The organism is Flavobacterium sp. 102, from assembly GCF_003634615.1.
Classification (GTDB): domain Bacteria; phylum Bacteroidota; class Bacteroidia; order Flavobacteriales; family Flavobacteriaceae; genus Flavobacterium.
On the sequence record NZ_RBKX01000001.1, the window covers coordinates 3257209 to 3281920 of the forward strand.

Annotated in this window: 24 protein-coding genes; 16 read left to right on the forward strand and 8 right to left on the reverse strand. The window is 36.9% G+C overall.

Translation table 11 applies throughout. From position 1 onward, the window contains the following. Positions 1–34: 34 nt before the first annotated feature. The 5 genes from C8C84_RS14390 to C8C84_RS14410 form a co-directional block, all read right to left on the reverse strand. Positions 35–409 carry a methylglyoxal synthase gene (locus tag C8C84_RS14390; protein ID WP_121314312.1) on the reverse strand — a complete coding sequence of 125 codons (375 nt, stop codon included), beginning with the start codon at positions 407–409 and terminating at the stop codon, positions 35–37. 108 nt (positions 410–517) lie between these two features. Beyond that, a complete protein-coding gene (locus tag C8C84_RS14395; RefSeq protein ID WP_121314313.1) occupies positions 518–1369 on the reverse strand; it encodes a BadF/BadG/BcrA/BcrD ATPase family protein in 852 nt (283 codons plus the stop codon). Between the two features lie 141 nt (positions 1370–1510). Next, entirely contained in the window at positions 1511–2521 is a 1011-nt protein-coding gene (gene gap / locus C8C84_RS14400; RefSeq protein ID WP_121314314.1) for a type I glyceraldehyde-3-phosphate dehydrogenase, read from the reverse strand. A gap of 109 nt (positions 2522–2630) precedes the next feature. Further along, positions 2631–3617 (reverse strand): 6-phosphofructokinase, encoded by a 987-nt coding sequence (pfkA, locus tag C8C84_RS14405; protein WP_121314315.1) that lies wholly within the window; start codon positions 3615–3617, stop codon positions 2631–2633. Between the two features lie 142 nt (positions 3618–3759). Beyond that, complete coding sequence (locus tag C8C84_RS14410; protein WP_233549830.1) at positions 3760–8283, reverse strand: translocation/assembly module TamB domain-containing protein; 4524 nt, start codon at positions 8281–8283, stop codon at positions 3760–3762. 98 nt (positions 8284–8381) lie between these two features. Here C8C84_RS14410 and tsaD point away from each other — a divergent pair, with 98 nt between their 5' ends. From tsaD to C8C84_RS14440, 6 genes are all read left to right on the forward strand, one after another. Continuing rightward, a complete protein-coding gene (gene tsaD / locus C8C84_RS14415) occupies positions 8382–9404 on the forward strand; it encodes a tRNA (adenosine(37)-N6)-threonylcarbamoyltransferase complex transferase subunit TsaD (protein WP_121314316.1) in 1023 nt (340 codons plus the stop codon). 3 nt (positions 9405–9407) lie between these two features. After that, positions 9408–10118 (forward strand): 16S rRNA (uracil(1498)-N(3))-methyltransferase, encoded by a 711-nt coding sequence (locus tag C8C84_RS14420; protein WP_121314317.1) that lies wholly within the window; start codon positions 9408–9410, stop codon positions 10116–10118. 76 nt (positions 10119–10194) lie between these two features. After that, positions 10195–10833 carry a DUF4159 domain-containing protein gene (locus C8C84_RS14425; protein WP_121314318.1) on the forward strand — a complete coding sequence of 213 codons (639 nt, stop codon included), beginning with the start codon at positions 10195–10197 and terminating at the stop codon, positions 10831–10833. Positions 10834–10836: 3 nt separating this feature from the next. Further along, positions 10837–11928, forward strand: a complete 1092-nt coding sequence (locus C8C84_RS14430) for an AI-2E family transporter (protein ID WP_121314319.1) — start codon at positions 10837–10839, stop codon at positions 11926–11928. A gap of 1 nt (position 11929) precedes the next feature. Beyond that, complete coding sequence (locus C8C84_RS14435) at positions 11930–13108, forward strand: class I SAM-dependent methyltransferase (protein ID WP_121314320.1); 1179 nt, start codon at positions 11930–11932, stop codon at positions 13106–13108. Between the two features lie 4 nt (positions 13109–13112). Further along, entirely contained in the window at positions 13113–13682 is a 570-nt protein-coding gene (locus C8C84_RS14440; protein ID WP_121314321.1) for a hypothetical protein, read from the forward strand. Here the strand turns inward: C8C84_RS14440 and C8C84_RS14445 are convergent. The 3 genes from C8C84_RS14445 to C8C84_RS14455 are packed head-to-tail and all read right to left on the reverse strand — an operon-like array spanning position 13679 to position 15996. Continuing rightward, positions 13679–14365, reverse strand: a complete 687-nt coding sequence (locus C8C84_RS14445) for a M15 family metallopeptidase (RefSeq protein WP_121314322.1) — start codon at positions 14363–14365, stop codon at positions 13679–13681. The genes C8C84_RS14440 and C8C84_RS14445 overlap by 4 nt on opposite strands. Before the next feature lie 3 nt (positions 14366–14368). Beyond that, complete coding sequence (locus tag C8C84_RS14450; protein WP_121314323.1) at positions 14369–15673, reverse strand: NAD(P)/FAD-dependent oxidoreductase; 1305 nt, start codon at positions 15671–15673, stop codon at positions 14369–14371. 2 nt (positions 15674–15675) lie between these two features. After that, a complete protein-coding gene (locus C8C84_RS14455) occupies positions 15676–15996 on the reverse strand; it encodes a rhodanese-like domain-containing protein (protein ID WP_121314324.1) in 321 nt (106 codons plus the stop codon). Between the two features lie 169 nt (positions 15997–16165). Here C8C84_RS14455 and C8C84_RS14460 point away from each other — a divergent pair, with 169 nt between their 5' ends. The 10 genes from C8C84_RS14460 to trpA all read left to right on the forward strand — a co-directional run bounded on the left by C8C84_RS14460 (position 16166) and on the right by trpA (position 24517). Next, positions 16166–16624, forward strand: coding sequence for a MarR family winged helix-turn-helix transcriptional regulator (locus C8C84_RS14460; protein ID WP_121314325.1), 459 nt, complete (start codon positions 16166–16168; stop codon positions 16622–16624). A gap of 5 nt (positions 16625–16629) precedes the next feature. Then, on the forward strand, positions 16630–17262 hold the full coding sequence (locus tag C8C84_RS14465; protein ID WP_121314326.1) for an NAD(P)H-dependent oxidoreductase: 633 nt from the start codon (positions 16630–16632) through the stop codon (positions 17260–17262). Positions 17263–17286: 24 nt separating this feature from the next. Further along, complete coding sequence (locus C8C84_RS14470; protein ID WP_121314327.1) at positions 17287–17850, forward strand: YceI family protein; 564 nt, start codon at positions 17287–17289, stop codon at positions 17848–17850. A 262-nt stretch (positions 17851–18112) separates the two neighbouring features. Beyond that, positions 18113–19507 (forward strand): anthranilate synthase component I family protein, encoded by a 1395-nt coding sequence (locus C8C84_RS14475; RefSeq protein ID WP_121314328.1) that lies wholly within the window; start codon positions 18113–18115, stop codon positions 19505–19507. Positions 19508–19516: 9 nt separating this feature from the next. Then, entirely contained in the window at positions 19517–20083 is a 567-nt protein-coding gene (locus C8C84_RS14480; RefSeq protein ID WP_121314329.1) for an aminodeoxychorismate/anthranilate synthase component II, read from the forward strand. A 73-nt stretch (positions 20084–20156) separates the two neighbouring features. Beyond that, on the forward strand, positions 20157–21155 hold the full coding sequence (gene trpD / locus C8C84_RS14485) for an anthranilate phosphoribosyltransferase (RefSeq protein ID WP_121314330.1): 999 nt from the start codon (positions 20157–20159) through the stop codon (positions 21153–21155). Beyond that, positions 21152–21937, forward strand: a complete 786-nt coding sequence (gene trpC, locus C8C84_RS14490) for an indole-3-glycerol phosphate synthase TrpC (protein ID WP_121314331.1) — start codon at positions 21152–21154, stop codon at positions 21935–21937. Before trpD ends, trpC begins: the two co-directional genes overlap by 4 nt. Further along, positions 21937–22569: a phosphoribosylanthranilate isomerase gene (locus tag C8C84_RS14495; RefSeq protein WP_233549832.1), complete on the forward strand. Its 633-nt coding sequence runs from the start codon at positions 21937–21939 to the stop codon at positions 22567–22569. The genes trpC and C8C84_RS14495 overlap by 1 nt, the downstream gene beginning before the upstream one ends. Then, on the forward strand, positions 22566–23753 hold the full coding sequence (gene trpB / locus C8C84_RS14500) for a tryptophan synthase subunit beta (protein ID WP_121314332.1): 1188 nt from the start codon (positions 22566–22568) through the stop codon (positions 23751–23753). The genes C8C84_RS14495 and trpB overlap by 4 nt, the downstream gene beginning before the upstream one ends. A gap of 2 nt (positions 23754–23755) precedes the next feature. After that, positions 23756–24517, forward strand: a complete 762-nt coding sequence (trpA, locus tag C8C84_RS14505; RefSeq protein ID WP_121314333.1) for a tryptophan synthase subunit alpha — start codon at positions 23756–23758, stop codon at positions 24515–24517. Positions 24518–24712 lie beyond the last annotated feature (195 nt).

The following is a 24712-nucleotide window of genomic DNA, read 5'->3' on the forward strand; positions in this document are numbered from 1 at the left end:
TACTGTTGCTAATATCCGTTTTACGCAATTACCTTCACTTCACCTCATCCAATCCCAACAATAACAATTGCGCTGTCGCTTCGTTTGTGGCTAAAGGTATATTGTGTACATCGCAAATTCTAATCAGCATGTTGATATCCGGTTCGTGCGGATGGCTCGAGTTGGGGTCTTTGAAGAATAAGACCATTTTGGTTTTGCCTTCGGCTACACGTGCCGCAATTTGAGCATCGCCGCCCATTGGTCCCGAAAGCATTCGCTTTACTTTGATGCCCACGGCTTCTACTTTTCCACCGGTTGTTCCGGTAGCTATGAGTTTGATGTTTTCTTTTTGCAATAGGTCTTTGTTCTTATTGATGAACTGAACCATATCGGCTTTTTTTCCATCATGTGCTATAATAGCTATTTCCATAGAGATTGTATTTTGGTGCAATTTAGAATTTTAACCGCAAAGGTCACTGGGTTTTACGCAGAGGACGCAAAAAAAACCTCAAAATGAATTATTCTGAGGCTTTTAATATTATTTATTTAAGATGTGATACGCAATCAAACCGTCTATTGGTCTTCGGAGTACGTTGCCTATTTTGATGTCGTATTTGGCTAAAGTTTGTTCCAACTCGTCTTTCAAATAAAATGCTATTGAACCCACGAAATGCACCGGAACGTCTTTGCAATTGTCAAACTGCATGATGTAGTTTTTGACAAAAGATTTCAATTCCTTTTTGATGATTTTTTTGCAAAAAGGATTGTCTTTGTGCTTGATAATAAACTTAGCGAAAGTCGCTAAATACGCGTTTGGATTGGCTTCTTTGTATAAATTAGATTTGATATAATCTGCATCTAAATTGTATTCTTCTTCAAATTCTTTGGCCAAATCTGTCGGCATACTATTAAAATAATACCCGCGAAGTAAATGCCTGCCAAAACGGTTTCCGGAACCGTCATCCATAGCAATATAGCCTAAGGACTGTACTTTTTGGTGCAACACTTTCCCATCAAAAAAACTACAGTTAGAACCCGTTCCTAAAATACAAACAATTGCTTGCTCGTCTTTGGGCGTCGTAGCATAAACTGCAGCGTAAGTATCTTCATGAACCGAAACTACAGCATTTTTAAAATATTCTTCAAACACTTTGGTTAGGAAGTTTTTCATCCTGTCGGTACCGCAACCGGCGCCATAAAAGAACAAATGCGTGGCTTTATCCTTATTGTGTTCGATATCAAACTTATCATCGAGACGGGCAATCACTTCTTCTTTGTCTAATACTTCAGGGTTGAGGCCTAAAGTTTGGGTCGTGAAAAGCACTTTTCCGTTGTCATCAATTGCAATCCAATCGGCTTTGGTCGAGCCACTGTCAACTAATAATTTCATAATTAATTAGGAATTACGAATTAGGGATTACGAATCTGAAGTTGAATTCAAATTATAAAACTTAATTCTTTTATTATCTTGGTTTAGTTTAGGTATAAAAAATCCCGCCATCAGCAAAGATAGCGGGATTTTGTCATTTAATTATTTTAAGCCTGCGATGTGCACTGATAAATCGATTAATTTACTTGAATAACCGTATTCGTTATCGTACCAAGAAACCAATTTGAAGAACGTTGAGTTCAAACCAATTCCGGCTTTAGCATCAATAATCGAAGTTCTTGGATCAGAAACAAAGTCTTGAGAAACTACGTCATCTTCAGTATATCCTAAAATCCCTTTTAGTTCATTTTCAGACGCTTTTTTCAATACCGCCATGATTTCTTCATACGAAGTTTCTTTGGCTACTTTCACGGTTAAATCTACCACAGAAACGTCAACCGTAGGCACACGGAAAGACATACCGGTTAATTTTCCATTCAAAGCCGGAATCACTTTTCCAACAGCTTTTGCAGCACCTGTTGAGGAAGGAATGATATTTACGCTGGCAGCACGTCCGCCTCTCCAGTCTTTTCTGGATGGTCCGTCAGCAGTCATTTGAGTCGAAGTAGTGGCATGAACAGTTGTCATCAAACCTTCCACAATTCCGAAATTATCGTTGATTACTTTAGCCAATGGCGCTAAACAGTTCGTTGTACAAGAAGCATTAGACACTACAGTATCTGTTGCTTTAGCTTCAAGGTGATTGACACCCATCACAAACATTGGCGCATCAGCTGAAGGCGCTGAAATGATTACTTTTTTGGCACCACCATCAATGTGTGCTTTGGCCGTATCGATTGTGGTAAAGATTCCTGTACATTCTGCTACAACATCAACGTCAATGGCTGCGTCATCCCATTTGATTAGTTTTGGATCTCTTTCTGCTGTAACTCTGATGAATTTATCGTTTACGTATAATTTTCCTTCTTTAACTTCTACTTTTCCGGCAAAACGACCGTGAACTGAATCGTATTTTAATAAATAAGCCAAATGATCTACATCTAATAAATCGTTGATGGCTACTACTTCTACATTATCTCTATTAAAAGTTTCTCTGAAAACTATTCTTCCAATTCTTCCGAAACCGTTAATACCTAATTTTACTTTTGACATTTTTCTTTTTTGCTTTAGGCAATAAGCTTTAGGCTTTATGCCGATTATTTAATTAATTATTTTTTGAATGATTATTGGCCTAAAGTTCAATGCTAAAGGCTTACAGCTTCTAAGTGGACATAATATCGGACACTCTCAACAACTCTCTATCGATTTCACAATGTCCTTTGATGGCTTGTTCCAAAGGGGTTAACGCTACTTTATCGGCTAACAAACCAACCATAAAATTGGTTTTGCCTTCGAGTAAAGATTCGACTGCTTTTACGCCCAATCTTGACGCCAAAACTCGGTCGAAACAAGATGGTGCGCCACCGCGTTGCATGTGACCCAACACCGAAACTCTTACGTCATATTCCGGCAAATTGGCTTCTACGTAATCTTTTAGTTCGAATACGTTCTTTCCTATTTTATCACCTTCAGCAATCACGACTATACTCGATGATTTCCCTGAGGCCTTACTTTTCTTTAAAGAATCCAACAAACGTTCTAATCCTAAATCTTCTTCTGGAATCAAAATCTCTTCTGCTCCTGCTCCGATTCCGGCATTTAGCGCGATGTGACCGGCATCTCTTCCCATTACTTCGACAAAGAAAAGTCGGTTATGAGAACTCGCAGTATCACGAATTTTATCGATTACTTCCACTACAGTATTCAAAGCGGTATCATAGCCTAAAGTATGACTAGTTCCGAAAATATCGTTGTCAATCGTACCCGGAATTCCCATCACCGGAAAGTCAAATTCATTATTAAAAACTTCGGCACCGGTAAAAGAACCGTCACCGCCGATAACCACCAAAGCGTCAACGCCGGCGTTTACAAGATTTTGATGGGCTTTTTGTCGGCCTTCAACCGTCATGAATTCTTTTGAACGCGCTGATTTTAAAATAGTCCCGCCTTTGTTTACAATATTGTTTACACTACGCGGACCCATTTCTTTAAAATCGCCTTCAATCATTCCTTGATAACCTCTGTAAATCCCTATACACTCAATTTGGTGATAGGCACAAGTTCTTACAACAGAACGGATGGCTGCATTCATTCCCGGAGAATCTCCACCGGAAGTTAGTACGCCAATTTTTTTTATGCTTTTAGACATTTTTATCTGATTAAAATGTAAAATTAGCAAAGATGAAGTAGTTTCTCGCCCATATTATTAATATATTAATAAAACAGGTGGAATTCAATCGTTTTCGTTGATAAGTTTTTCGCTAGCTCTAGTAGAGAGGGGAAATCAAAGGCTAATCCTCAGTAGGAATAGCTTCTTTATTTTGGACCGGTGTTGGTTTTTTCTTGTCCTTGTCCGACTTCATTCGAATACCATCAGGAAACATTTCTGAATCTTGATCGGCGTGGTTTTGGGTTTTGGCGCGATCAATTTTGGCGTTTTTAAAAATCTTGTTGATTAGTTCTTTCATGGTATCAAAATCGACTTCATAGGACATTCCGATGCCTTGTGTATAGCCAATACCTTGACCTATATAAGTTATATCGTTTTCTTTATTGAATACCCTTAAATTGAGCGTTCCGTCATCGTTTACTCTGTATTGCACTTCAACATCACCAACGATTGCGGTTTCAGAAATACCACCAACCGGCACACCTACTTTTCCGTTTACGGTAATTCGGTCATTGATTTTGGAAGAAACGGTAACTCCAAATCTGGCGTCAGTTTCTTGACCGGTTCCGGTTCTGTCTGACACTACATATTCCGGTGCAATAGAGATTTTATCATCATCACCCGAAAAAATATCTTTGAAAAGACTACTCGCTTTTTCAAACAAATTGTTAGACAATTGGTTTTGATTTACACCTTCTTGACTCAAGAAGCTACCGGTAGAAAGTAAGTACAACGCTTGTGTCTGACGTTTATCTTTATCATCTAATTGGTATTGGATTTCAGATTTCAGGGAACTTGCCACTGTTGGGAAATTAATATTAAAATCAGGTTCCGGATTGGCCAGATTACCTTTAACCGCAATAACCACTTCCACATCCACTTTCTTATTGAACGATGGATTGTCAATCAACACCGCAGGATTGGCTGAAGTTTCGTAAACGGCTTCCAAATTGAGCGTTGCTGCCATTGGATCACCGAGCCAGTTGATGGAACTTCCTTTTTTTACATTGAATTTTTTATCAATTATTCCACCGTATTTAAAATTATATTCCCCTTCTAAAGCGATGAAATCTCCAAACATTTGGAATTTTCCGGTAGTATTAATTCTAAAAAGCAATGTTCCGTAACCTTTGCCTTTCATTCCGTGTCCGGAATTTCTATCCAAAATCACTTCGATATCAGCGTTTTTATTAATTTCAAAATTGAAGTCTAATTCCAGACCGTTGTACTTTTTATTTTGGGCAATCTTATCATTTCCTTTATTGGCTTTTTCGGCCGGAGTTATAAAATGAATAAAACTATTTTCTTCCACAGATTCCGCTTCGTTGATTGGGATTTTAATATCTGTTCCTTTGGCCGATTCCGCATTCACCGTAATCATCAAACCATCCGTTGGTCCTTTTATAGAAGCTGAACCATCCATAAAAGCCATTCCGTAGTAGGCCGCATCTTCAGAATCTTTGGTATTTAATGCCAAAAGGCGTTCGGTATTAATTGCCAAATCCAATTGCCAATCGCCAAATTGTTTGTGCTTGATAAAACCACTAATGTTTCCTTTGGTATCAAATTCGGTATCAGTTATAGTCGTTTCCCGGATGATAAACTTGTTTTCGGTTACATCAACAATCGAATTATTGACAAACTGATAATCGGTATTTAAGTAAGGAATCTTCAATCCGGCCTCATTAATGTACAATCGTCCATTGTAATCCAAGCTATTTACATTGCCGTCAATTCGGGCATTACCGGTCGCAAATCCGCGAATGTTGGTAATAACATCTCCTCCTATTTTACTTAAAACGCCTAAATTGAACTTATCAAAACTCAAATCAACATCTAACAAAGTCTGACCATCTGCAATTTCTATACTACCATCTGCATTAAAAGAATCAACATTCTCATTTTCCAAATTGGAATCCAAATAGAATTTGGTCAACGTTTCATCTCCTTTAATATCTAAACTTAAATTTCCTAAAGCAATTCCGTTAACCGATAAACTGTCAATTTTCAGCATGGACGTAGGCTGAAAAATGGTATTGGTTTGCTTGAAATTAACTTTTCCATTCAAATTACCATCAAAGCTGAATTTCTCCACATCGGGTGTGACTTTATTCAAATTGACATTGTTGAATGTGAGTTCCAAATCTTTGTTTTGCTTGCCATTTATCAAACCTATAAAGTTGATTTTTTGATTCTCATGCGAAATAACAAAGTCCTCAAATGAAAAATTGGACATCTTTTTGTCAAAGACAATTTTGTTGCTTTGGTCATCTTCTTCCTCATTCAAAAACCACAAATAATCTTTGAACTGCAATTCCGATTTTCCAAAACCAACAACATTATTATTTTCACTGTTAATGGTGTGGTAAAAGTTCAAATTGTAAAAATCAAGCCCTTTTTTGCCGCCTTTAAATTCGGTTCTGAAATGTAAAGTATCTTTAGAAAAAGTATTAATCATACTAAAATCCCGAATCTTGTAGTGCTTGGTTTTAATAGAATCCATTTGTACGTAGGCGCCATATAAAGGATTTTTATTGTCCACTTGAACCAATACATTCTCAAAAGTATTTTCGTAAGCTGTGATTTTAGGCGAATTGAAATTCAGATTAAAATTCTTGGTATCAGAAGCAATATTTCCTTTTAAATTTGTATTTGGTCCTAAAGTAATATCGGGATTAAAAATTTCAATGATTTTACTGTTAATGGCAAAATTGAATTTCAAATATTGATTAGGCAAAACCTTATTAGACTTATAATTGGAATAAAAACTTCCTAAGGAATTCTCTATCATTTTTTGCACTTGATTTAACTTGTATTTTCCAACCACAGAACCTTCAATAGCTTCGGGAGCATTAATGGTTATGTCTCTTTCTCCTGTAACATCAAAACTTGAATTTAGTTCTAAGTAATCTAAAAAATAAATGTCTTTTTTGTTTTGATAAGAGGAATTGGTCAACACTAAATTTCCTCTCAGATTGTCAAGCGAACTTCCGGTAGCATTTACCACAATATCACCTCTAAAAACGGAAATGGAGTCTTTGATAAAATTCAGTTTTACTAAATTAGCATAGTCAATTTTGGAATGAAAATCATAGATATTTTCCTTTTCGGACAAATCGACAGTTCCGTCAAAATCCATAAACAAGTTGGGGTCATTCACATTGACTTTTCCTTTGAAAATGGGTTGTTTAAAAGAGCCGTCTACTAAAATTTTAGTGTAGTTATAACCATTATAGTTCACTTGAAAAACATCTCCAATGAATGAAGTGTTCAGGTATTTTTGGGTAAATCCTTTTCCGCTAATCTCTAAATCAAGACTCACTTTCCCAATACTATTGTCATTAATCAAACTACCAACATCAAAATTATCCAGTATAACATATCCGTTATACTTAGCATTGTCAATGTTATTGAGGTCAGACATTTGTAAATCCGATTCAACCAAACCCAAAGCCGTGTTCATCACAAAATCGGCATTAAGATATTCTTGGGTTACTTCAGCGGTTCCGACAAAGTGAAATTGACCTAACTTCTGCAAAGAGGTTGGTAATTTTTTCCCGAGTATATTAGGCAACAGTTTGGTTAAATCATTGTAATTAGAAGATATTTTATCAAAATCTCCTTTCATATAAAATGATCCCGGTGCACGAGGAAAAAGGTTTTTGAAATTGACATCACCTTTAATAATTGAATTTTTACGGTCACGCAAATACATGTTCGTAGCATAAAAATCATTCATCGTTCCTTTGATTTTTGTATTCAAATAGAACTTTTGATTTTTATCTAATTCTTTGTAAAAATAACGGATATCATTCGTTGATAAAGTCGCGCTGTCAATGGCTACTTCAAATTTCACTTTGTTGTTAAAATCACTAAAATCTCGATTGTCTCTATTGTATTTCAATACAACTTCTCCCTTCAAATAAGATTCAGGAGTTCTGACTTCCAGCTTTTCTAACCTAATATTTTTCTTGGTGTAAGTAAAATTAGCCAACAAATTATCAATCTTAGCACCGCGATGGTCATGAAAATTCATCTTTGCGATATTGACGGTCACATCCGGTCCGCTGATTTTAAAATGCTGCAAGTGGGCATTCAATTTAGTGAAATCAACATCTTTAGGATTAATGCGATTTTCATCAATCATCGTAAATCGGCTGTTTTTCAAAAAAATGTTTTTTGAGGTCATGAGAAACTTACCGCTGCTTTTTTTGCCATCATCAAAAGCCGCTATAAACAAATCTAAGTTGGTTTCCTTTTCTTTCTTATAGGTTTTAATTTGAAGGTAAAATTGATCTAATTCCAAATCTCCAAAAAGTAACTTCCCATTAATCAACTTATTCAAGTCGAGAATACTGGTTTTAATACGCTTAGAATAAATCAAAGTATCGTTGTGATGGTCTAAAACGATTACCGTTTTCAGCTTAACACCGCCAAAAAAAGTAATGGCTACTTTATCAATATAAATTTTGGTTCCATAATCTTCATTGAGTTGATCGGTAGCATAAGTAGCGATTTTCGTCTGAACATAAGGCAAGGACAAGGCAATAACAACCGACAGCAAAAGCAATAGCAGCACAGCAATGGTGCGCAAAACAATCTTTCTGACTTTTTTTAATTTGCTATCTTTTTTATTTTTTTCCAAATGGTGTATGACTTAGGAAAGAAAATTACCTTTGCAAAAAAATTGTTTTTCGATTTTTTTGTAGGCTTGTCAAATATAAATCAAAATTTGTGCCTTTTATGCATACTGAAGAAGTTTTTATTCTGGCTATTGAAAGTTCGTGCGATGATACCGCAGCGGCCGTTTTGCGTGGTGACAAGGTGCTATCCAATGTCGTTGCCCGACAAAGTATTCACGAAGAATATGGCGGTGTCGTTCCTGAATTAGCCTCGAGAGCGCACCAACAGAACATCGTTCCCGTGATTGATGTCGCTTTAAAAAAAGCCAATGTGACCAAAGAACAGCTGTCAGCCATTGCTTTTACCCAAGGTCCGGGATTGATGGGTTCACTTTTGGTAGGTTCTTCTTTCGCAAAATCCTTGTCGATGGCGTTGAATATTCCGTTGATTGCCGTGAACCATATGCATGCGCATATTTTGGCTCATTTTATTGACGAAGAAGGTTTTGACAAACCGACATTTCCTTTTTTGGCGTTGACCATTTCGGGTGGCCATACCCAAATTGTAAAAGTAAATGGCTTTTTCAATATGGAAATCATAGGAGAAACTACCGATGACGCTGTGGGAGAAGCATTCGACAAAACCGCTAAAATATTAGGCTTGCCTTATCCGGGCGGACCATTGATAGACCAATTTGCCAAAGAAGGCGATCCTAAAAAATTCCCTTTTACCAAACCTAAAGTGGATGGATTAGACTTCAGTTTCTCCGGTTTGAAAACGCAAATTCTGTATTTTGTTCAGAAAAATGTATTGGCAAACCCAAATTTCATTGAGGAAAACAAGTATGATATTTGTGCTTCAGTGCAAAATGTGATTATCGAAATTTTGATGGACAAATTGAAATTGGCTGTCGCCGAAACCGGAATCAATCAAATCGCGATTGGCGGCGGTGTTTCGGCAAACTCCGGAATCCGTACAACATTAAAAGCGGCCGAAGGAAAATATGGATGGAAAACCTTTATCCCAAAATTTGAATACACGACCGACAATGCCGCCATGATAGGTATTGTGGGCTACCAAAAATATTTACACGACAAATTTACCGATTCGACTGTCGTTTCTAAAGCAAGAATCGAGTTTTAAACTATGCAATTATTCTATAATCCGTCAATCAGCGAAACAGCGACTTCTTTTGTTTTTGACAAAGAAGAAAGCAAGCATATCATCAAAGTCTTGCGAAAAAAAGAAGGCGATACTTTATTGGTCACCAATGGATTTGGGTTTTTATTTACTACAGAAATTTCAATTGCATCTGACAATAAATGCACAGTCAAAATCAATTCGTTTGAGCAACACGAAAAGCCTAAATTTCAATTGCATTTGGCTGTGGCACCAACCAAAATGAACGAACGCTACGAATGGTTTTTAGAAAAAGCGACTGAAATCGGTATTCAAGAAATCACACCAATTATCTGCGAACATTCGGAACGAAAAATAATTAAGACCGATAGATTTCAGAAGATTTTGGAAAGTGCAATGAAACAATCTTTGCATTATTATTTGCCCAAATTAAACGAACTAGTCCCTTTTAAGGAGTTTCTAAAAAAGGAAAACAACAGCCAGAAATTCATCGCCCATTGCGAAGAAACCGATAAAAAATCATTGAAAAATGAATTGAAAACCAACGAAGATGTAACCATACTCATTGGTCCAGAAGGCGATTTTTCTGTTAAAGAAATAGAATTGGCACTTGAGCATCATTATATTCCTGTATCTTTGGGTCAAACAAGGTTGAGAACTGAGACTGCTGCTATTGTAGCTTGTCATTCGGTGGTATTTAAGAATGAAAATAATTGATAATTGATAATTGATAATTGATAATTGATAATTGATAATTGATAATTGATAATTGATAAATAATGATTTTTAGTTTATGAAAAGACTTTTTTTTCTTTTTCTCGTTATTACTTCAACTGGTTTTTCCCAAGAAATAGCCCTTTTAAAATATAATGGCGGCGGCGATTGGTATGCCAATCCTACTTCATTACCTAATTTGATTAAATACTCTAATCAAACAATCAATACTAACATCAAAGCCAAACCGGCAACCGTTGAACCCGGAAGTCCTGATATTTTTGGTTATCCATTTGTACACATGACAGGTCATGGTAATGTTGTTTTCAGCGATGCCGAGATTGTAAACTTGAGAAACTACTTGCTCTCCGGTGGATTTTTGCATGCTGATGACAATTATGGTATGGACCAATACATTCGCAGAGAAATCAAACGCATTTTCCCTAATAACGATTTAATTGAAATTCCGGCCAATCATGCCATTTTTCAAAAGCCTAATGTTTTTGCTACAGGTTTACCCAAAATCCACGAGCACGATAACAAACGCCCGCAAGCTTTTGGTATTTTTATAGACAATCGCTTGGTGTTGTTGTATACTTATGAATGCGACTTAGGTGATGGTTGGGAAGATCCTGAAGTTCACAACAATCCTAAAGAAGTACGTGAAAAAGCACTGAAAATGGGCGCTAATATTTTAAATTACATTTTTAATCATTAAACCATGATGACTTCAAAAACTATTGCCATTGGAATTATAAAAGCTGTTGGAATTATAGTTTTAGCCGCTTTGGCACTGTATTTTTTATACCAAATTCAGTCCGTAATTATTTATTTAGTCGTTGCTTTTATTTTAACCCTAATTGGAAATCCGATACTCGACTTTTTCAAAAGAAGACTAAAATTCAACCACATCTTTGCTACGATTGCTACCTTAACCATTTTCGTCCTGCTTATTTTTGGCTTAATCTCAATGTTTATTCCACTAATTTTAGCACAAGGTGAAAATTTATCGCTTTTAAATACTACCGCGATTGAAAAAAGCACTCTTGAATTAATCAATAAAATAGCCATTTTTCTTGACAGCCATGGTATTGATTCCTCTCGCCTTTTTAAAGAAGCGAACATCAGTTCTAAGTTGAATTTCAATTTCATTCCTAATTTGTTCAACAGCATCATCACCACCATTAGCAATTTCGGAATCGGATTGGCCTCGGTCCTATTCATTACTTTTTTCTTTCTTAAAGACCGTTTGGTATTCATCATGAGTGCCAAAGATTTAATGCCGGATGCGCAAGAAGACAAAATCTTAAATTCATTACACAAAATCAATCATTTGTTATCACGCTATTTCATTGGACTGCTGTTACAATTGTTAATCGTATTCATTTTATACTTAATTGTATTGCTGATTTTTGGAGTAGATAATGCCTTGCTTATCGCTTTTTTATGCGCTATTCTGAATATTGTTCCTTACATCGGACCGCTGATTGCTTCAGTTGTTGCCGCAATTTTAACCATGTTGGGCAACTTAGGCGGTGATTTTCAAAGCCAAATTCTGCCTTTGACGCTTTATGTAATGATTGGTTTTTGGATAGTCCAATTAATCGACAACAATGTTTCTTCCCCGATGATTTTCTCTCAAAGTGTCAGTTCACATCCTTTGGAAATTTTTCTCGTCGTATTGATTACAGGCTTCCTTTTTGGAATAGTTGGGATGATTGTTGCCATACCTTTTTACACTATACTAAAGGTTTTTGGCAAAGAATTTTTTCCCGAAAACAAAATCATCAAATTGTTAACCAAAAACATTTAGTATGGATCAATCCATATTGACTGAAGAAATTCAAAGTTTTATCCATAACAATATTGAAGCCGATATCAATCAATTAGCGCTTCAAAAGAATAAATTTCCTAATACAGATTGGACTTCCATTTTAAATCAAATTGCGGCAAAACAAAAGGCAAAAACCAAATTACCAACTTGGTTCAACACTGCAAATATCCTTTATCCTTCTAAGATTTCTGTAGAACAAACTTCTTCCGAAAGAACAGCTGAATACAAATCACAATTGGTTTCCGGCAAAAGTCTAATCGATTTGAGCGGTGGTTTTGGCGTAGATGATTTTTATTTTGCCCAAAAAGTGAAACAAGTTGTTCATTGTGAAATCAACGAAGCCTTGTCTGACATTGTAAAACACAATTTTGAACAACTGAAAGCGTCCAATATTGAATGCTTTTCAGGCGATAGTTATGAAATTCTAAAAAGCAGGAACGAAAAACCGGATTGGATTTACATCGATCCGTCGAGAAGAAATGATGCCAAAGGCAAGGTGTTTATGCTTACAGATTGCCTTCCGAATGTGCCAGAAAATCTCGATTTTTATTTTGGCTTTGCCCCCAATATCATGATTAAAACGGCGCCTTTATTGGACATAACCGCCGGATTGTCGGAATTAAAAAATGTAAAAGCGATTCATATCGTTGCTTTGGAAAATGAAGTCAAAGAATTGCTTTGGGTTTTAGAGAAAGATTATACCAAAACCATCAAAATGGTTACGGCTAATCTTCTGAAAAATGAAACTCAAGAGTTAAGATTTGAGCTCGATGCAGAAAACCAAGCCCATTTTGGTTTACCCCAAAAATTTTTATACGAACCCAATGCGGCCATCATGAAATCTGGCGGATTTGACGTGGTTTCGAGTCAGTTTAAACTTGACAAGTTGCACCATCATTCGCACTTGTATACTTCGGAAGCCTTAATTGATTTTCCCGGTCGCCGTTTTGAAATTCAGCAAGTCATTGGTTACAATAAAAACGAAATGAAACCATTCCTGGAAAATCAAAAAGCCAATATCACCACGAGAAACTTTCCTGATTCGGTCGAAAACATTCGCAAAAAATGGAAAATCAAAGATGGTGGAAATTTGTATTGTTTTTTCACAACTGATGTGAATAATAATAAAATAGTTTTACTTTGCAGCAAATTATCATAAACCCATGAACAATCTGATTTTAGCTTTATTTTTACTTTTAAATATTACGGCATTTGCCCAAAAACCTTGTGAAATTGACAATGATATTAAAGATAGTTTAGGCACCTATAAATCAACCAAACAATACATTATTTTTGAAAGAAGTTTTGCCGGCAACTCAACCGATATTTTCTTTTCTCTATCCAATGACAATGGGATTCTTGGGCTTGAAATACAAATTTTACAACGCAGTCAAGACTTTATCAAAGCCATTTGTTTTGACGCTGGTTCCAAAATCTATTTACAGCTCAACAATGGTAAAATCGTGACGTTATTGTATGCCGGAAAAGATACTTGTGGTAATTTGTTGCGCGATGAAAACAATAGCAACAACCGAATCACCACCGGTAATTTTGTGTTTTCTAAAGAAAATTTTGAAGCGTTGAAAACATCACCGGTTACTTTTATGAGAATAAAATATGCGGGAGAAACCATAGATTATCCCTACCGAACTGCGTTTGTTTCCGAACTGGATAAAAAAGTTTATGAACCGGAAGGTTACTTCATAAACTTCTTAAAGTGTGTTGAAAATTAATCTTCGCAACGCCATTTTTGATTAGACACTTTATCGTCCGAACTGTTATTCAAATTGTAATGCCACCATTCTGAATCGAAAGATTTGAAGTTGTGTTGGAGCATGATTTCCTTTAAAAACTTACGATTGGCCAAAATTTCTTCGGAAAGATTTAGGTAATTGTGACTGGCTTCTTCACCAAAAAAATCAAAAAGAGTTCCCATATTCAATTCAATTCCAAGTGAATCGACTAAAGTGATGTCAACCGCACCGCCTTTGTTGTGAATCGAACCCTTTTTCGGATTGGCCACATAGGTCGGATTGGGAACAATTTGCCACATCTTTTTTTGAATTGCAATCGGACGATAACAATCGTATAATTTTATTTTAAAACCTTTGGCTAAAAAAGTTTTGTTGGCTTCCAATAAAGATTTAACGGTTTTTACCCGTAAAAAACATTCGCCACACGGATAAACCTTTTCTTTTAGAAAATTGTCCGAAGTCGCATATTTCATCTCAAAAACAAAATCGTTGCTGTAATTCTTTAAGTTGACAAAAGCATTGTCGTTGGTTTCTTTGGTAATGTCTAATAAAATAGGTGACTTTTTGGCATCGAGATAAGTTGACTTACAAGACACGAGCGTGAGCGAACTGGCGAAGCAAATCAAAACGCAAATCATCAACAAAAATGACACTTTTTTCATCGGCTATATTTCATCACTGGTAAACGTTGTAAAACTTCTTTTTTTATAAGGACGCACAATCAATCGGCCTTCACGATCAAAACGAATGTAATTGTAAACCCAATTGGTGAAAACTACCGCTTTGTTTTTGAATCCGATTAGAGAAAATAAATGCACAAACATCCAAACAAACCAAGCAAACACGCCGCTGAAATGATAGTTAGGTAAATCGACTACGGCCAAATTTCTACCAATTGTCGCCATTGAGCCTTTATCGTTGTATTCAAACGGTTTCATGATTCTGCCAGCAATCAATTGCACCAAATTATCGCCCAACAATTTTCCTTGCTGCATTGCCGGTTGTGCCATCATTGGATGGCCTTGAGGATATTCCTTGGTTTCCATAGAAGCGATATCGCCTATGGCAAAAATATTGTCATAACCTTTTACTTGATTGAATTCGTTTACCCGAATGCGTTCTACTCTTTCCACTAAAGATTTGGCATCCAAACCACGAATGGCAGCACCTTGCACTCCGGCTGTCCAAATCACTGTTGCCGTTTCAAAAGCTAAATCGGTGTTGGTAGAAACTGTTCTTCCGTCATAATTGGTGACACGAATGTTTTTCCAAACTTTAACGCCTAATGCTGTAAGGAATTTTTCCGCTTCAACAGAGGATTTTTCACTCATCGTGTTCAGCACTCGGTCGTCACTTTGAATTAAGTTGATTTCCATTTTGGAAATGTCCAAATCGGGATAATCTTTTTGGAGTATGGCTTTTTTCATCTCTGCTAAAGCTCCGGCAAGTTCTACACCTGTTGGTCCGGCTCCGACTAAAACAAAATTGATTAATAAGTTTTTTTCCGTTTCGTCTTTCAATAAAACCGCTTGTTCAAAATTCTCTAAAATTAAACTGCGAATGTTCAAGGATTGCGGAATGGTTTTCATCGACATCGAATTGCGTTCGATTTCTTTGTTGCCAAAATAATTGGTTTTAGAACCGGTGGCAATTACCAAGTAATCATAATGTAAATCGCCTATTTCGGAAATTACTTTTTGTTCTTTGGTATCAATTTCTTTGACAGAAGTTAGTCGAAAGTAAAAATCATCATATTCCTGAATCACTTTCCGAATCGGATAAGCAATAGAACCTGCTTCTAAACCACCTGTCGCCACTTGGTACAGTAAAGGTTGGAATGTATGGTAATTGTGTTTGTCCAACAAAACGACTTGGACATTTTTATTTCTGAGCTTTTTAGCCAATGCAATACCGGCAAAACCGCCACCAATAATGACGACACGAGGTTTATTTGACGCTGGAATATTCATGATTAACCTTCTGTAGAAAAAGCCACATCGCCTTTCCAATTCATAAAACCGCCATCGAGGTTAAAAGTGTTTTCAAAACCCATTTGGTTCATAATCTGACAAGCTTGAGCACTTCTGGCTCCGGCTTTGCAATACACATAGTAATTTTTAGATTTATCTAATTCATCTACAGCATAAATAAATCCTTGACCTTTATAAATATCTATATTAATCGCTTTGGGAATAAACCCTTCGCTGCATTCATCAGGTGTTCTTACGTCTAAAATTACGGCATTCTGATCTCTGTCTAATTGTGCTTTCCAGTCTTGTTGTGATAAATTCATGTGATTCTTTTTTGATTAACAAATATACTTTATTTAATGACTTAAAATTCAATGTAAAAACCCTAATCTACTCCCTTACTTTAAATTTTAACAAAAAAATAACGAAACACTTGTATATACAAATATAAAATACTTTACATTTGTACCTACAAATATTACAATTGTAATTATGAGAATTGAGGAAGTTATAAAATCGACCGTTGCCTTAGATGATGCCAAAAAAGTCATTCTAAATATCATGTACACTCAAAATGTGATCAGCGATAAATTCAACGAGATTTTAAAACCTTATGATTTATCTGGCGAACAATATAATGTTTTGAGAATTTTACGCGGTCAAAAAGGAAATCCGGCCAACATGTGTGTCATTCAAGAACGCATGATTGCCAAAAACAGCAACACTACCCGATTGATTGATAAATTATTACTAAAAGATTTTGTCACTCGTGAAGTTTGCCCGGATAATCGAAGAAAAATTGAAGTTTCAATTACCCAAAAAGGTTTAACCGTTTTAACCGAATTAGATCCAAAAGTAAAAGAACATGAACAACTATTTGCCGCCAATTTAACCCAAGAAGAATTAGAACAACTGAATACCTTGTTAGAAAAATACAGAAAAATTAAATAACAGCTATGAATAACTTTATAAAAAACGCTAATTGGCGTTACGCCACCAAAAAATTTGATGCTACCAAAAAAGTATCAAACGAAGATTTAGAAATTCTAAAAGAAGCTGTTCGCTTGAGCGCTTCTTCTTATGGATTGCAACCGTACAAAGTAATTTTTGTGGAAAACCCTGAAGTAAGAGCAAAATTACAACCCGTAGCTTGGGGACAATCTCAAATTGTAGAAGCTTCTCACCTGTTAGTGTTTGCTAACATTACTGATTTTGGTGATGCTCAAATTGACGCTCACATCAATAATATAGCCGTTACCCGAGGTCTACCATCAGCCTCCTTAAAAGGTTACGGTGATTTCATGAAATCAAAAATCACTACACTTCCGATAGAAAACAGAAATGTTTGGACGGCTAAGCAAACTTACATCGCCTTAACTAATTTATTGAATGCGGCAGCAGAATTAGGGATTGATGTTACCCCAATGGAAGGTTTTGAACCGGAAAAGTTCAATGAAATTTTAGGACTCGAAAAATTAGGTCTAAACGCATCATTAGTAGCAACCATCGGCTACCGTCATTCTGAAGATGACACTCAAAACTACGCCAAAGTGCGTAAATCAAACGAAGAATTATTTATCAATTTATAATCTATAACTAAAATTAATTTACAAATGAAAAACTTAAAAACAATTGCGATTGCCTTATTAGTAGCTTTCGGGACGACAGCAGCTACAGCTCAAAACAAGAAGATTGATGCTTCTAAAAGTACTATCAACTGGGTTGGTAAAAAAGTAACCGGTGAACACAGCGGAACTATCAACTTTCAAGAAGGTATGTTGATTTTCAAAGGCAAAAAAGTAACCGGTGGAAACTTCACTGTTGATATGACTTCTATAAATACAACCGATTTAAGCGGAGAATGGAAACAAAAATTAGACGGTCACTTAAAAGCAGATGATTTTTTTGGTACTGAAAAATTCAAAACAGCTACTTTAAAATTTACTACAATCGCTGACAAAGGAAACGGTTTGTACACCGTTACTGCCGATTTAACAATCAAAGGCATTACAAACCCTGTAACATTTGATTTGACTGTAAAAGGAAACACAGCTTCAACCAAGTTAACTATTGACAGAACTAAATATGACATCAAATATGGTTCAAAAAGTTTCTTTGACGTAGGTGACAAAGCTATTTATGACGATTTCGAATTGGCTATCAGCTTACAATTCTAAACTGGGAATCATTGCTATGAAATCAAAACCTCGGAAAAATTTTCGAGGTTTTTTTATTTTTATGTTTGAAATCTAAAAACACTTACCTACATTTGTTTCATACAAAAAAAGAAAATGAACAACATTTTAAACAATACTTGGTGGTGGAATAGTTTACGTCGAACGTCGTGAAATAGTCTACTATGAGTATATTTTAAAATCTAAATATCCGAAAAGGCTTGTCATTCACGACAAGCCTTTTTTTTATGCTAAAAATTGAACTATGAAAATTTATCAACTCCATACCAACTTCAAACAAATCCTTGCCGATACGATTACTCCGGTGAGTATTTATTTGAAAATCAGAGACAAATTCCCAAACAGCATTTTGCTAGAAAGTAGTGATTATCACACAGCCGACAACAGTTTCTCCTACATCTGTTGCAATCCAATCGCTTCCATCAAACTGGAAAATAATAGTATGACAAAAACCTTTCCCGACGGAATTTCAGAAGAAACAGCTATTTCTATTAATACTAATCTTCCAAAAGTGATTGAAGATTTTGCTTCTCAATTTCAACCCGAAAAGAACAACTTTAAGTTCATCAACAACGGTTTGTTTGGTTATATCAGTTACGATGCGGTACAGTATTTCGAGAAAATTGAGATTACCAAGAAAGCCCATGACTTATCCATTCCCGAATTGTATTACGCCGTATACCAAAACATTATTGCCATCAACCATTTCAAAAACGAAGCGTATATCTTTTGCCATAGCATTGACAACACCAATAACATCAAGGAAATCGAACAATTACTGCAAACCAAAACCTTCGCGAGTTACTCTTTTACTAAAGAAGGCGAAGCTATTTCTAATTTAACCGATGTAGAATTCAAAACCAATGTGGCTTTAGCCAAAAAACACTGTCATCGCGGCGATGTGTTCCAATTGGTTTTATCAAGACGATTTTCGCAAGCGTTTAAAGGCGACGAATTCAATGTTTACAGAGCACTTCGCAATATCAATCCCTCGCCCTATTTGTTCTTTTTTGACTATGGAAACTTCAAGATTTTTGGGTCTTCGCCCGAAGCGCAACTCGTTATCAAAAACAACCACGCCGAAATCCACCCGATTGCCGGAACTTTCAAGCGAACCGGCAATGACGAGCAAGACGCTAATTTGGCCAAAAAACTATCCGAAGACGCCAAAGAAAACAGCGAACATGTCATGTTAGTCGATTTAGCCCGAAATGATTTAAGCCGAAATTGTACCGAAGTCAAAGTTGAGAAATACAAAGAAGTGCAATTCTTTTCACACGTCATTCACCTCGTTTCTAAAGTCACCGGAAAATTAACCGGAAGTTCTATGAAACTGGTTGCTAATACCTTTCCGGCTGGTACTTTAAGCGGTGCTCCAAAACACAAAGCGATGCAATTGATCGAAAGTATTGAGACTACCAACCGAACTTTTTACGGTGGCGCGATAGGTTTTATGGACTTTGAAGGCAACTTCAATCACGCAATCATGATTCGGACTTTTTTGAGTAAAAACCACCAACTGCATTACCAAGCCGGTGCCGGAATCGTAGAAAGTTCAACCGAAGAAAACGAAATGCAGGAAGTTTATAATAAATTGGGCGCACTAAACAAAGCGCTGGAATTAGCAGAAACCATTTAACTTTACAACATGAAAATAGCCGTTATCGACAACTACGACAGTTTCACCTACAATTTGGTTCATTATCTCGAAGATTTGGACGGAAAAGTAACTGTTTTCCGCAACGACGAGTTAGAACTGGAAGAACTCGAATCATTCGATAAAATCTTGCTGTCACCTGGTCCCGGAATTCCCAACGAAGCCGGATTATTGAAGCTAATCATCGCTAAATATGCTTCAAGCAAAAGTATTCTAGGCGTTTGTTTAGGTCAACAAGCCATCGGAGAAGTTTTTGGCGGAAGCCTGACGAATCTAGACAAGGTCTATCACGGCGTAGCGACCAAAGTAAACCAAACGGTTACTGACGAATCACTATTTAATGATTTACCTGCCGAATTTGAAGTCGGGCGCTATCATTCTTGGGTGGTCAATACCAATGATTTTCCGGAAGTTTTAGAAATCACTTCTACAGATGATAATGGCGAAATTATGTCTTTGCGCCATAAAACCTTTGACGTAAAAGGCGTGCAATTCCACCCCGAAAGCGTGCTCACGCCTCACGGAAAAACCATTTTAAAAAACTGGCTTATCGCTTAGTTTGCTGTCTGCTCAACGTCGACGGTAAACTTTTACGCTGTCGATTGTCGGCAGTTCACTAAAACTAAGTATCATGAAAACCATCTTAAACCGATTAATCAATCACGAAACCCTAACTGCAGCAGAAGCCAAAACCGTTTTGGTTAACATCTCTTCAGGGCAATACAATCCGAGTCAAATTGCGTCATTCCTAACGGTTTATATGATGCGAAACATCACCATCGAAGAGCTTTCCGGCTTTCGCGAAGCACTATTAGAGCTTTGCATCGCCATTGACTTTTCTGCCTACAATACCATCGATTTGTGCGGAACCGGCGGCGATGGGAAAGATACCTTCAACATCTCAACTTTAGCGTCATTTGTCACAGCCGGTGCCGGAATTCAGGTTGCCAAACACGGTAACTACGGCGTTTCGTCTATTTCGGGATCAAGTAATGTTATGGAAACCTTGGGCGTAAAATTCAGTAACGAGAGCAGCTTTTTAACCAAATGCTTAGAAGAGGCGAATATCGCAATCCTACACGCACCGTTATTCCATCCGGCGATGAAAAACGTTGGGCCGATTCGAAAAGAATTAGGCGTCAAAACCTTCTTTAACATGCTCGGACCCATGGTGAATCCATCATTTCCCAAAAACCAATTGGTGGGCGTTTTTAGTTTGGAACTCGCACGCATGTATGCTTATTTGTACCAAAACACTGCGGTTAACTATTCAATTCTGCATGCTTTAGACGGCTATGATGAGATTTCGTTAACCGCTGAAGCTAAAATCATTACCAAATCTACGGAAAGTATGGTCAATGCTAATGATTTCAACTTATCCAAACTAGCTTTCGAAGACATCAAAGGCGGAACTACCATCGAAAAATCAGCCCATATCTTTATGCAAATCATCTCAGGAAACGGTACCGAAGCCCAGCAAAATGTGGTTTGTGCTAATGCCGCTCTGGCGATAGCAACGGTTGAAAACACCAGTCTTTTAAACGCTTTCGCAAAAGCTAAAGAAAGTTTACAGTCCGGAAAAGCCTTAGAGAAATTGCAAAAACTCCAACAAATCAGTCAAGCATCATGAACCTACTAGAACAAATCATAACAAGCAAAAAAAGAGAAGTAGCTTTAAAGAAAAGTGTGATTTCTACCAATCAATTGGAGAATACGGCTTTATTCAATGCTAAAACCAATTCGTTAAGCAAATCAATCATTAACTTACCTTTTGGAATTATCGCCGAACACAAACGCCGTTCACCTTCGAAAGCGACAATCAATCACAATTTGTCTGTGGAAGAAGTGGTAAAAGGCTATGAAAACGCCGGCGCAAGTGGGATTTCGGTTTTGACAGACAGTCAGTACTTTGGTGGATCTTTAGACGATTTACTTTTGGCGAAGGCCTCAGTAAACACACCGCTATTGCGCAAAGAATTCATCATCGATGAGTACCAAATTTTAGAAGCCAAAGCCAATGGTGCCGATGCTATTTTACTGATTGCCTCTGTTTTGACCAAAGCCGAAATCAAATCATTATCAGAGTTTGCTCATTCTATTGCTTTGGAAGTACTATTGGAGGTACACAATCTGGAGGAATTGGAGAAAAGCATTATGCCGAGTCTTGATATCATTGGCGTGAATAATAGAAATCTCAAGACATTCGAAGTGAGTTTGCAGACCAGCATTGATTTGGTTACCCAAATCCCAAATGACTTTGTTAAGATTTCTGAAAGTGGTTTGACAACAACTGATGACATACGATTGCTAAAAAGCTACGGATTTCAAGGCTTTCTAATCGGAGAAAACTTTATGAAAACGGATGATCCCGGTGCGGCTTTGGAACAATTCATCAATCAATTGAAAGCGTAATGGAAACAAAAATCAAAATATGCGGCATGAAGTTTCCTGAAAACATTATGGAAATAGCAGCAGTACAACCTGACTATTTAGGCTTTATTTTCTACGATAAATCGCCGAGAAACTTTGAAAATGAAATCCCTGAATTGAAAAAGGCGATCCAAAAAGTAGGCGTTTTCGTCAATGCTACTTTGGAATATATTATGGAAAAAGTTCACCAGAACAATTTGGATTTAGTACAATTACACGGTGAAGAAAGTCCGGAACTTTGCCATCTATTACAACAAAGAAAGCTTAAAGTGATAAAATCGTTTAATGTAGACAACCAATTTAATTTTAATAGTTTAAGCATTTATTACAATTACTGCAACTACTTTTTATTCGACACCAAAGGCAAGTTATACGGAGGCAACGGAACCGCATTCGATTGGCGTATTTTGGAAAGGTATTATTTAAACAAGCCTTACTTTCTCAGTGGCGGCATTGGTCAAGAAAGCCTAAGCGATTTAAAAACATTCTTCCAAAAAGACTATGCTAAGAAATGCCTAGCCATCGACCTCAACAGTCGATTCGAGATTGAACCCGGATTAAAAGAATCGATAGCTCTAAAAACATTCATTCAAAATTTAAAACAACAACCATGAAATCAAGATACAGTGTCAACGAAAAAGGCTTCTACGGCGAATTTGGCGGTGCTTTTATCCCCGAAATGCTCTACCCAAATGTGGAAAAATTGCGCCGGCAGTATTTAAAAATCTCATCCGAACCTTCTTTTCAAGACGAATTTAAAGCACTTCTAAAGGATTATGTCGGTCGCCCTACTCCGTTATACTATGCTGAGCGACTTTCGGGACAATTCGGCGCTAAAATCTACCTTAAACGCGAAGACTTGTGTCACACCGGCGCACACAAAATCAACAACACGATAGGACAAATCATTTTAGCCAAGCGATTGGGCAAAACCCGAATTATAGCCGAAACCGGCGCGGGCCAACACGGCGTTGCCACGGCAACGGTTTGTGCGTTAATGGACTTGCGATGTATTGTGTATATGGGAGAAGTCGATATCGAACGCCAAGCACCGAATGTGGCGCGCATGAAAATGCTCGGCGCCGAAGTTCGTCCGGCGAGTTCCGGGTCTAAAACCCTGAAAGACGCTACCAATGAAGCCATTCGCGATTGGATTAGCAATCCCGAAGATACGTTTTATATTATCGGTTCTGTAGTTGGCCCACATCCTTATCCCGACATGGTCGCGCGGTTCCAAAGCGTGATTTCAGAAGAGATTAAAAGTCAGTTACTCGAAAAAGAAAACCGTAAAAACCCTGATTACATCATCGCCTGTATTGGAGGCGGAAGCAATGCTGCCGGGGCTTTCTATCACTTTTTAGATGAAAAAAGCGTAAAGTTGATTGCCGTGGAAGCTGCCGGAAAAGGTGTTGATTCCGGCGAAAGTGCCGCTACTTCAGTCTTGGGCAAAATAGGCATTATTCACGGAAGCAAGACTTTGTTGATGCAAACGAATGATGGCCAAATCACCGAACCCTACTCTATTTCAGCGGGATTGGATTATCCCGGCGTTGGCCCGATGCACGCTAATTTGCACCAAACCCAAAGAGCAGAATTTATTGCCATTACTGACGATGAAGCGATGCAAGCCGGAATCGAATTAGCCCAAACCGAAGGCATCATTCCGGCGATAGAAAGCGCTCATGCTTTTGCCGTTTTGAAGCATAAAAAATTCCTACCAAATGATGTGGTGGTTATCAATTTATCCGGTCGTGGCGACAAAGACTTGAATACTTATATTAACTATTTTAAATTGTAGAAATGAATCGTATCCAACATAAATTATCAAACGAAAAAAAAATACTATCTATCTATTTTACAGCAGGATTTCCTATGTTAAACGATACTAAAAGTTTAATAGAGAAATTAGCTAAAAACAACGTTGACATGATAGAAATCGGACTGCCTTTCAGCGATTCTTTAGCCGATGGTCCTACCATACAAGCAAGCTCTACGCAAGCATTAAAAAATGGCATGACAACAACTATTCTTTTTGAGCAATTAAAAGACATCCGAAGCACGATTGATATCCCGCTGATCATTATGGGTTATTTTAATCCCATGCTACAATTTGGCGTAGAACATTTCTTGAAAAACTGTCAAGAAACCGGTATCGATGGTTTAATCATCCCTGATTTACCGCTTGAAATCTACCTTTCAGAATACAAAGAACTGTTTGACGCCTATGGCATTGCAATGATTTTCTTGATTACACCACAAACTTCTGAGGAAAGAATTCGATTGATCGATGCCAATTCGAATTCGTTTATCTACATGGTCAGCAGTGCGAGTGTAACGGGAAGCAGAGATAGTTTTGACAAAAATCAGCTCGCGTATTTTGAGAGAATTGCGGCTATGAAGTTGAAAAATCCTCAAATTATCGGATTCGGAATTAGCAATAAAAGGACGTCTGAACAAGCTATTAAGCATCAAAAAGGCGCCATTATCGGAAGCAGTTTTATACAATATATCTCGGAAAACGGAATTAACAATATTGAAAATTTCATCCGAAATATACTTTAGATAAATAATCATATAGCTCTGAAAAACAATTTTTTAAATAGTCAGCATAGATTTTACTTATAATGGCTTATTTGAAACTACCACCGCCCTACTTATTAAGCTAATCACTTAGTTATTAACAATTTGTATTGTTTCTGAAAACAATTTGCTAAATTTGATTTAATACTGTCAAAAACAACCAACAAAACCAAATTA

Coding starts and splice junctions, on each gene's coding strand:
- C8C84_RS14390 (WP_121314312.1), bottom strand. CDS start 409: ATGGAAATAGCTATTATAGCACATGATGGAAAAAAAGCCGATATGGTT.
- C8C84_RS14395 (WP_121314313.1), bottom strand. CDS start 1,369: ATGAAATTATTAGTTGACAGTGGCTCGACCAAAGCCGATTGGATTGCA.
- gap (WP_121314314.1), bottom strand. CDS start 2,521: ATGTCAAAAGTAAAATTAGGTATTAACGGTTTCGGAAGAATTGGAAGA.
- pfkA (WP_121314315.1), bottom strand. CDS start 3,617: ATGTCTAAAAGCATAAAAAAAATTGGCGTACTAACTTCCGGTGGAGAT.
- tsaD (WP_121314316.1), top strand. CDS start 8,382: ATGCATACTGAAGAAGTTTTTATTCTGGCTATTGAAAGTTCGTGCGAT.
- C8C84_RS14420 (WP_121314317.1), top strand. CDS start 9,408: ATGCAATTATTCTATAATCCGTCAATCAGCGAAACAGCGACTTCTTTT.
- C8C84_RS14425 (WP_121314318.1), top strand. CDS start 10,195: ATGAAAAGACTTTTTTTTCTTTTTCTCGTTATTACTTCAACTGGTTTT.
- C8C84_RS14430 (WP_121314319.1), top strand. CDS start 10,837: ATGATGACTTCAAAAACTATTGCCATTGGAATTATAAAAGCTGTTGGA.
- C8C84_RS14435 (WP_121314320.1), top strand. CDS start 11,930: ATGGATCAATCCATATTGACTGAAGAAATTCAAAGTTTTATCCATAAC.
- C8C84_RS14440 (WP_121314321.1), top strand. CDS start 13,113: ATGAACAATCTGATTTTAGCTTTATTTTTACTTTTAAATATTACGGCA.
- C8C84_RS14445 (WP_121314322.1), bottom strand. CDS start 14,365: ATGAAAAAAGTGTCATTTTTGTTGATGATTTGCGTTTTGATTTGCTTC.
- C8C84_RS14450 (WP_121314323.1), bottom strand. CDS start 15,673: ATGAATATTCCAGCGTCAAATAAACCTCGTGTCGTCATTATTGGTGGC.
- C8C84_RS14455 (WP_121314324.1), bottom strand. CDS start 15,996: ATGAATTTATCACAACAAGACTGGAAAGCACAATTAGACAGAGATCAG.
- C8C84_RS14460 (WP_121314325.1), top strand. CDS start 16,166: ATGAGAATTGAGGAAGTTATAAAATCGACCGTTGCCTTAGATGATGCC.
- C8C84_RS14465 (WP_121314326.1), top strand. CDS start 16,630: ATGAATAACTTTATAAAAAACGCTAATTGGCGTTACGCCACCAAAAAA.
- C8C84_RS14470 (WP_121314327.1), top strand. CDS start 17,287: ATGAAAAACTTAAAAACAATTGCGATTGCCTTATTAGTAGCTTTCGGG.
- C8C84_RS14475 (WP_121314328.1), top strand. CDS start 18,113: ATGAAAATTTATCAACTCCATACCAACTTCAAACAAATCCTTGCCGAT.
- C8C84_RS14480 (WP_121314329.1), top strand. CDS start 19,517: ATGAAAATAGCCGTTATCGACAACTACGACAGTTTCACCTACAATTTG.
- trpD (WP_121314330.1), top strand. CDS start 20,157: ATGAAAACCATCTTAAACCGATTAATCAATCACGAAACCCTAACTGCA.
- trpC (WP_121314331.1), top strand. CDS start 21,152: ATGAACCTACTAGAACAAATCATAACAAGCAAAAAAAGAGAAGTAGCT.
- C8C84_RS14495 (WP_233549832.1), top strand. CDS start 21,937: ATGGAAACAAAAATCAAAATATGCGGCATGAAGTTTCCTGAAAACATT.
- trpB (WP_121314332.1), top strand. CDS start 22,566: ATGAAATCAAGATACAGTGTCAACGAAAAAGGCTTCTACGGCGAATTT.
- trpA (WP_121314333.1), top strand. CDS start 23,756: ATGAATCGTATCCAACATAAATTATCAAACGAAAAAAAAATACTATCT.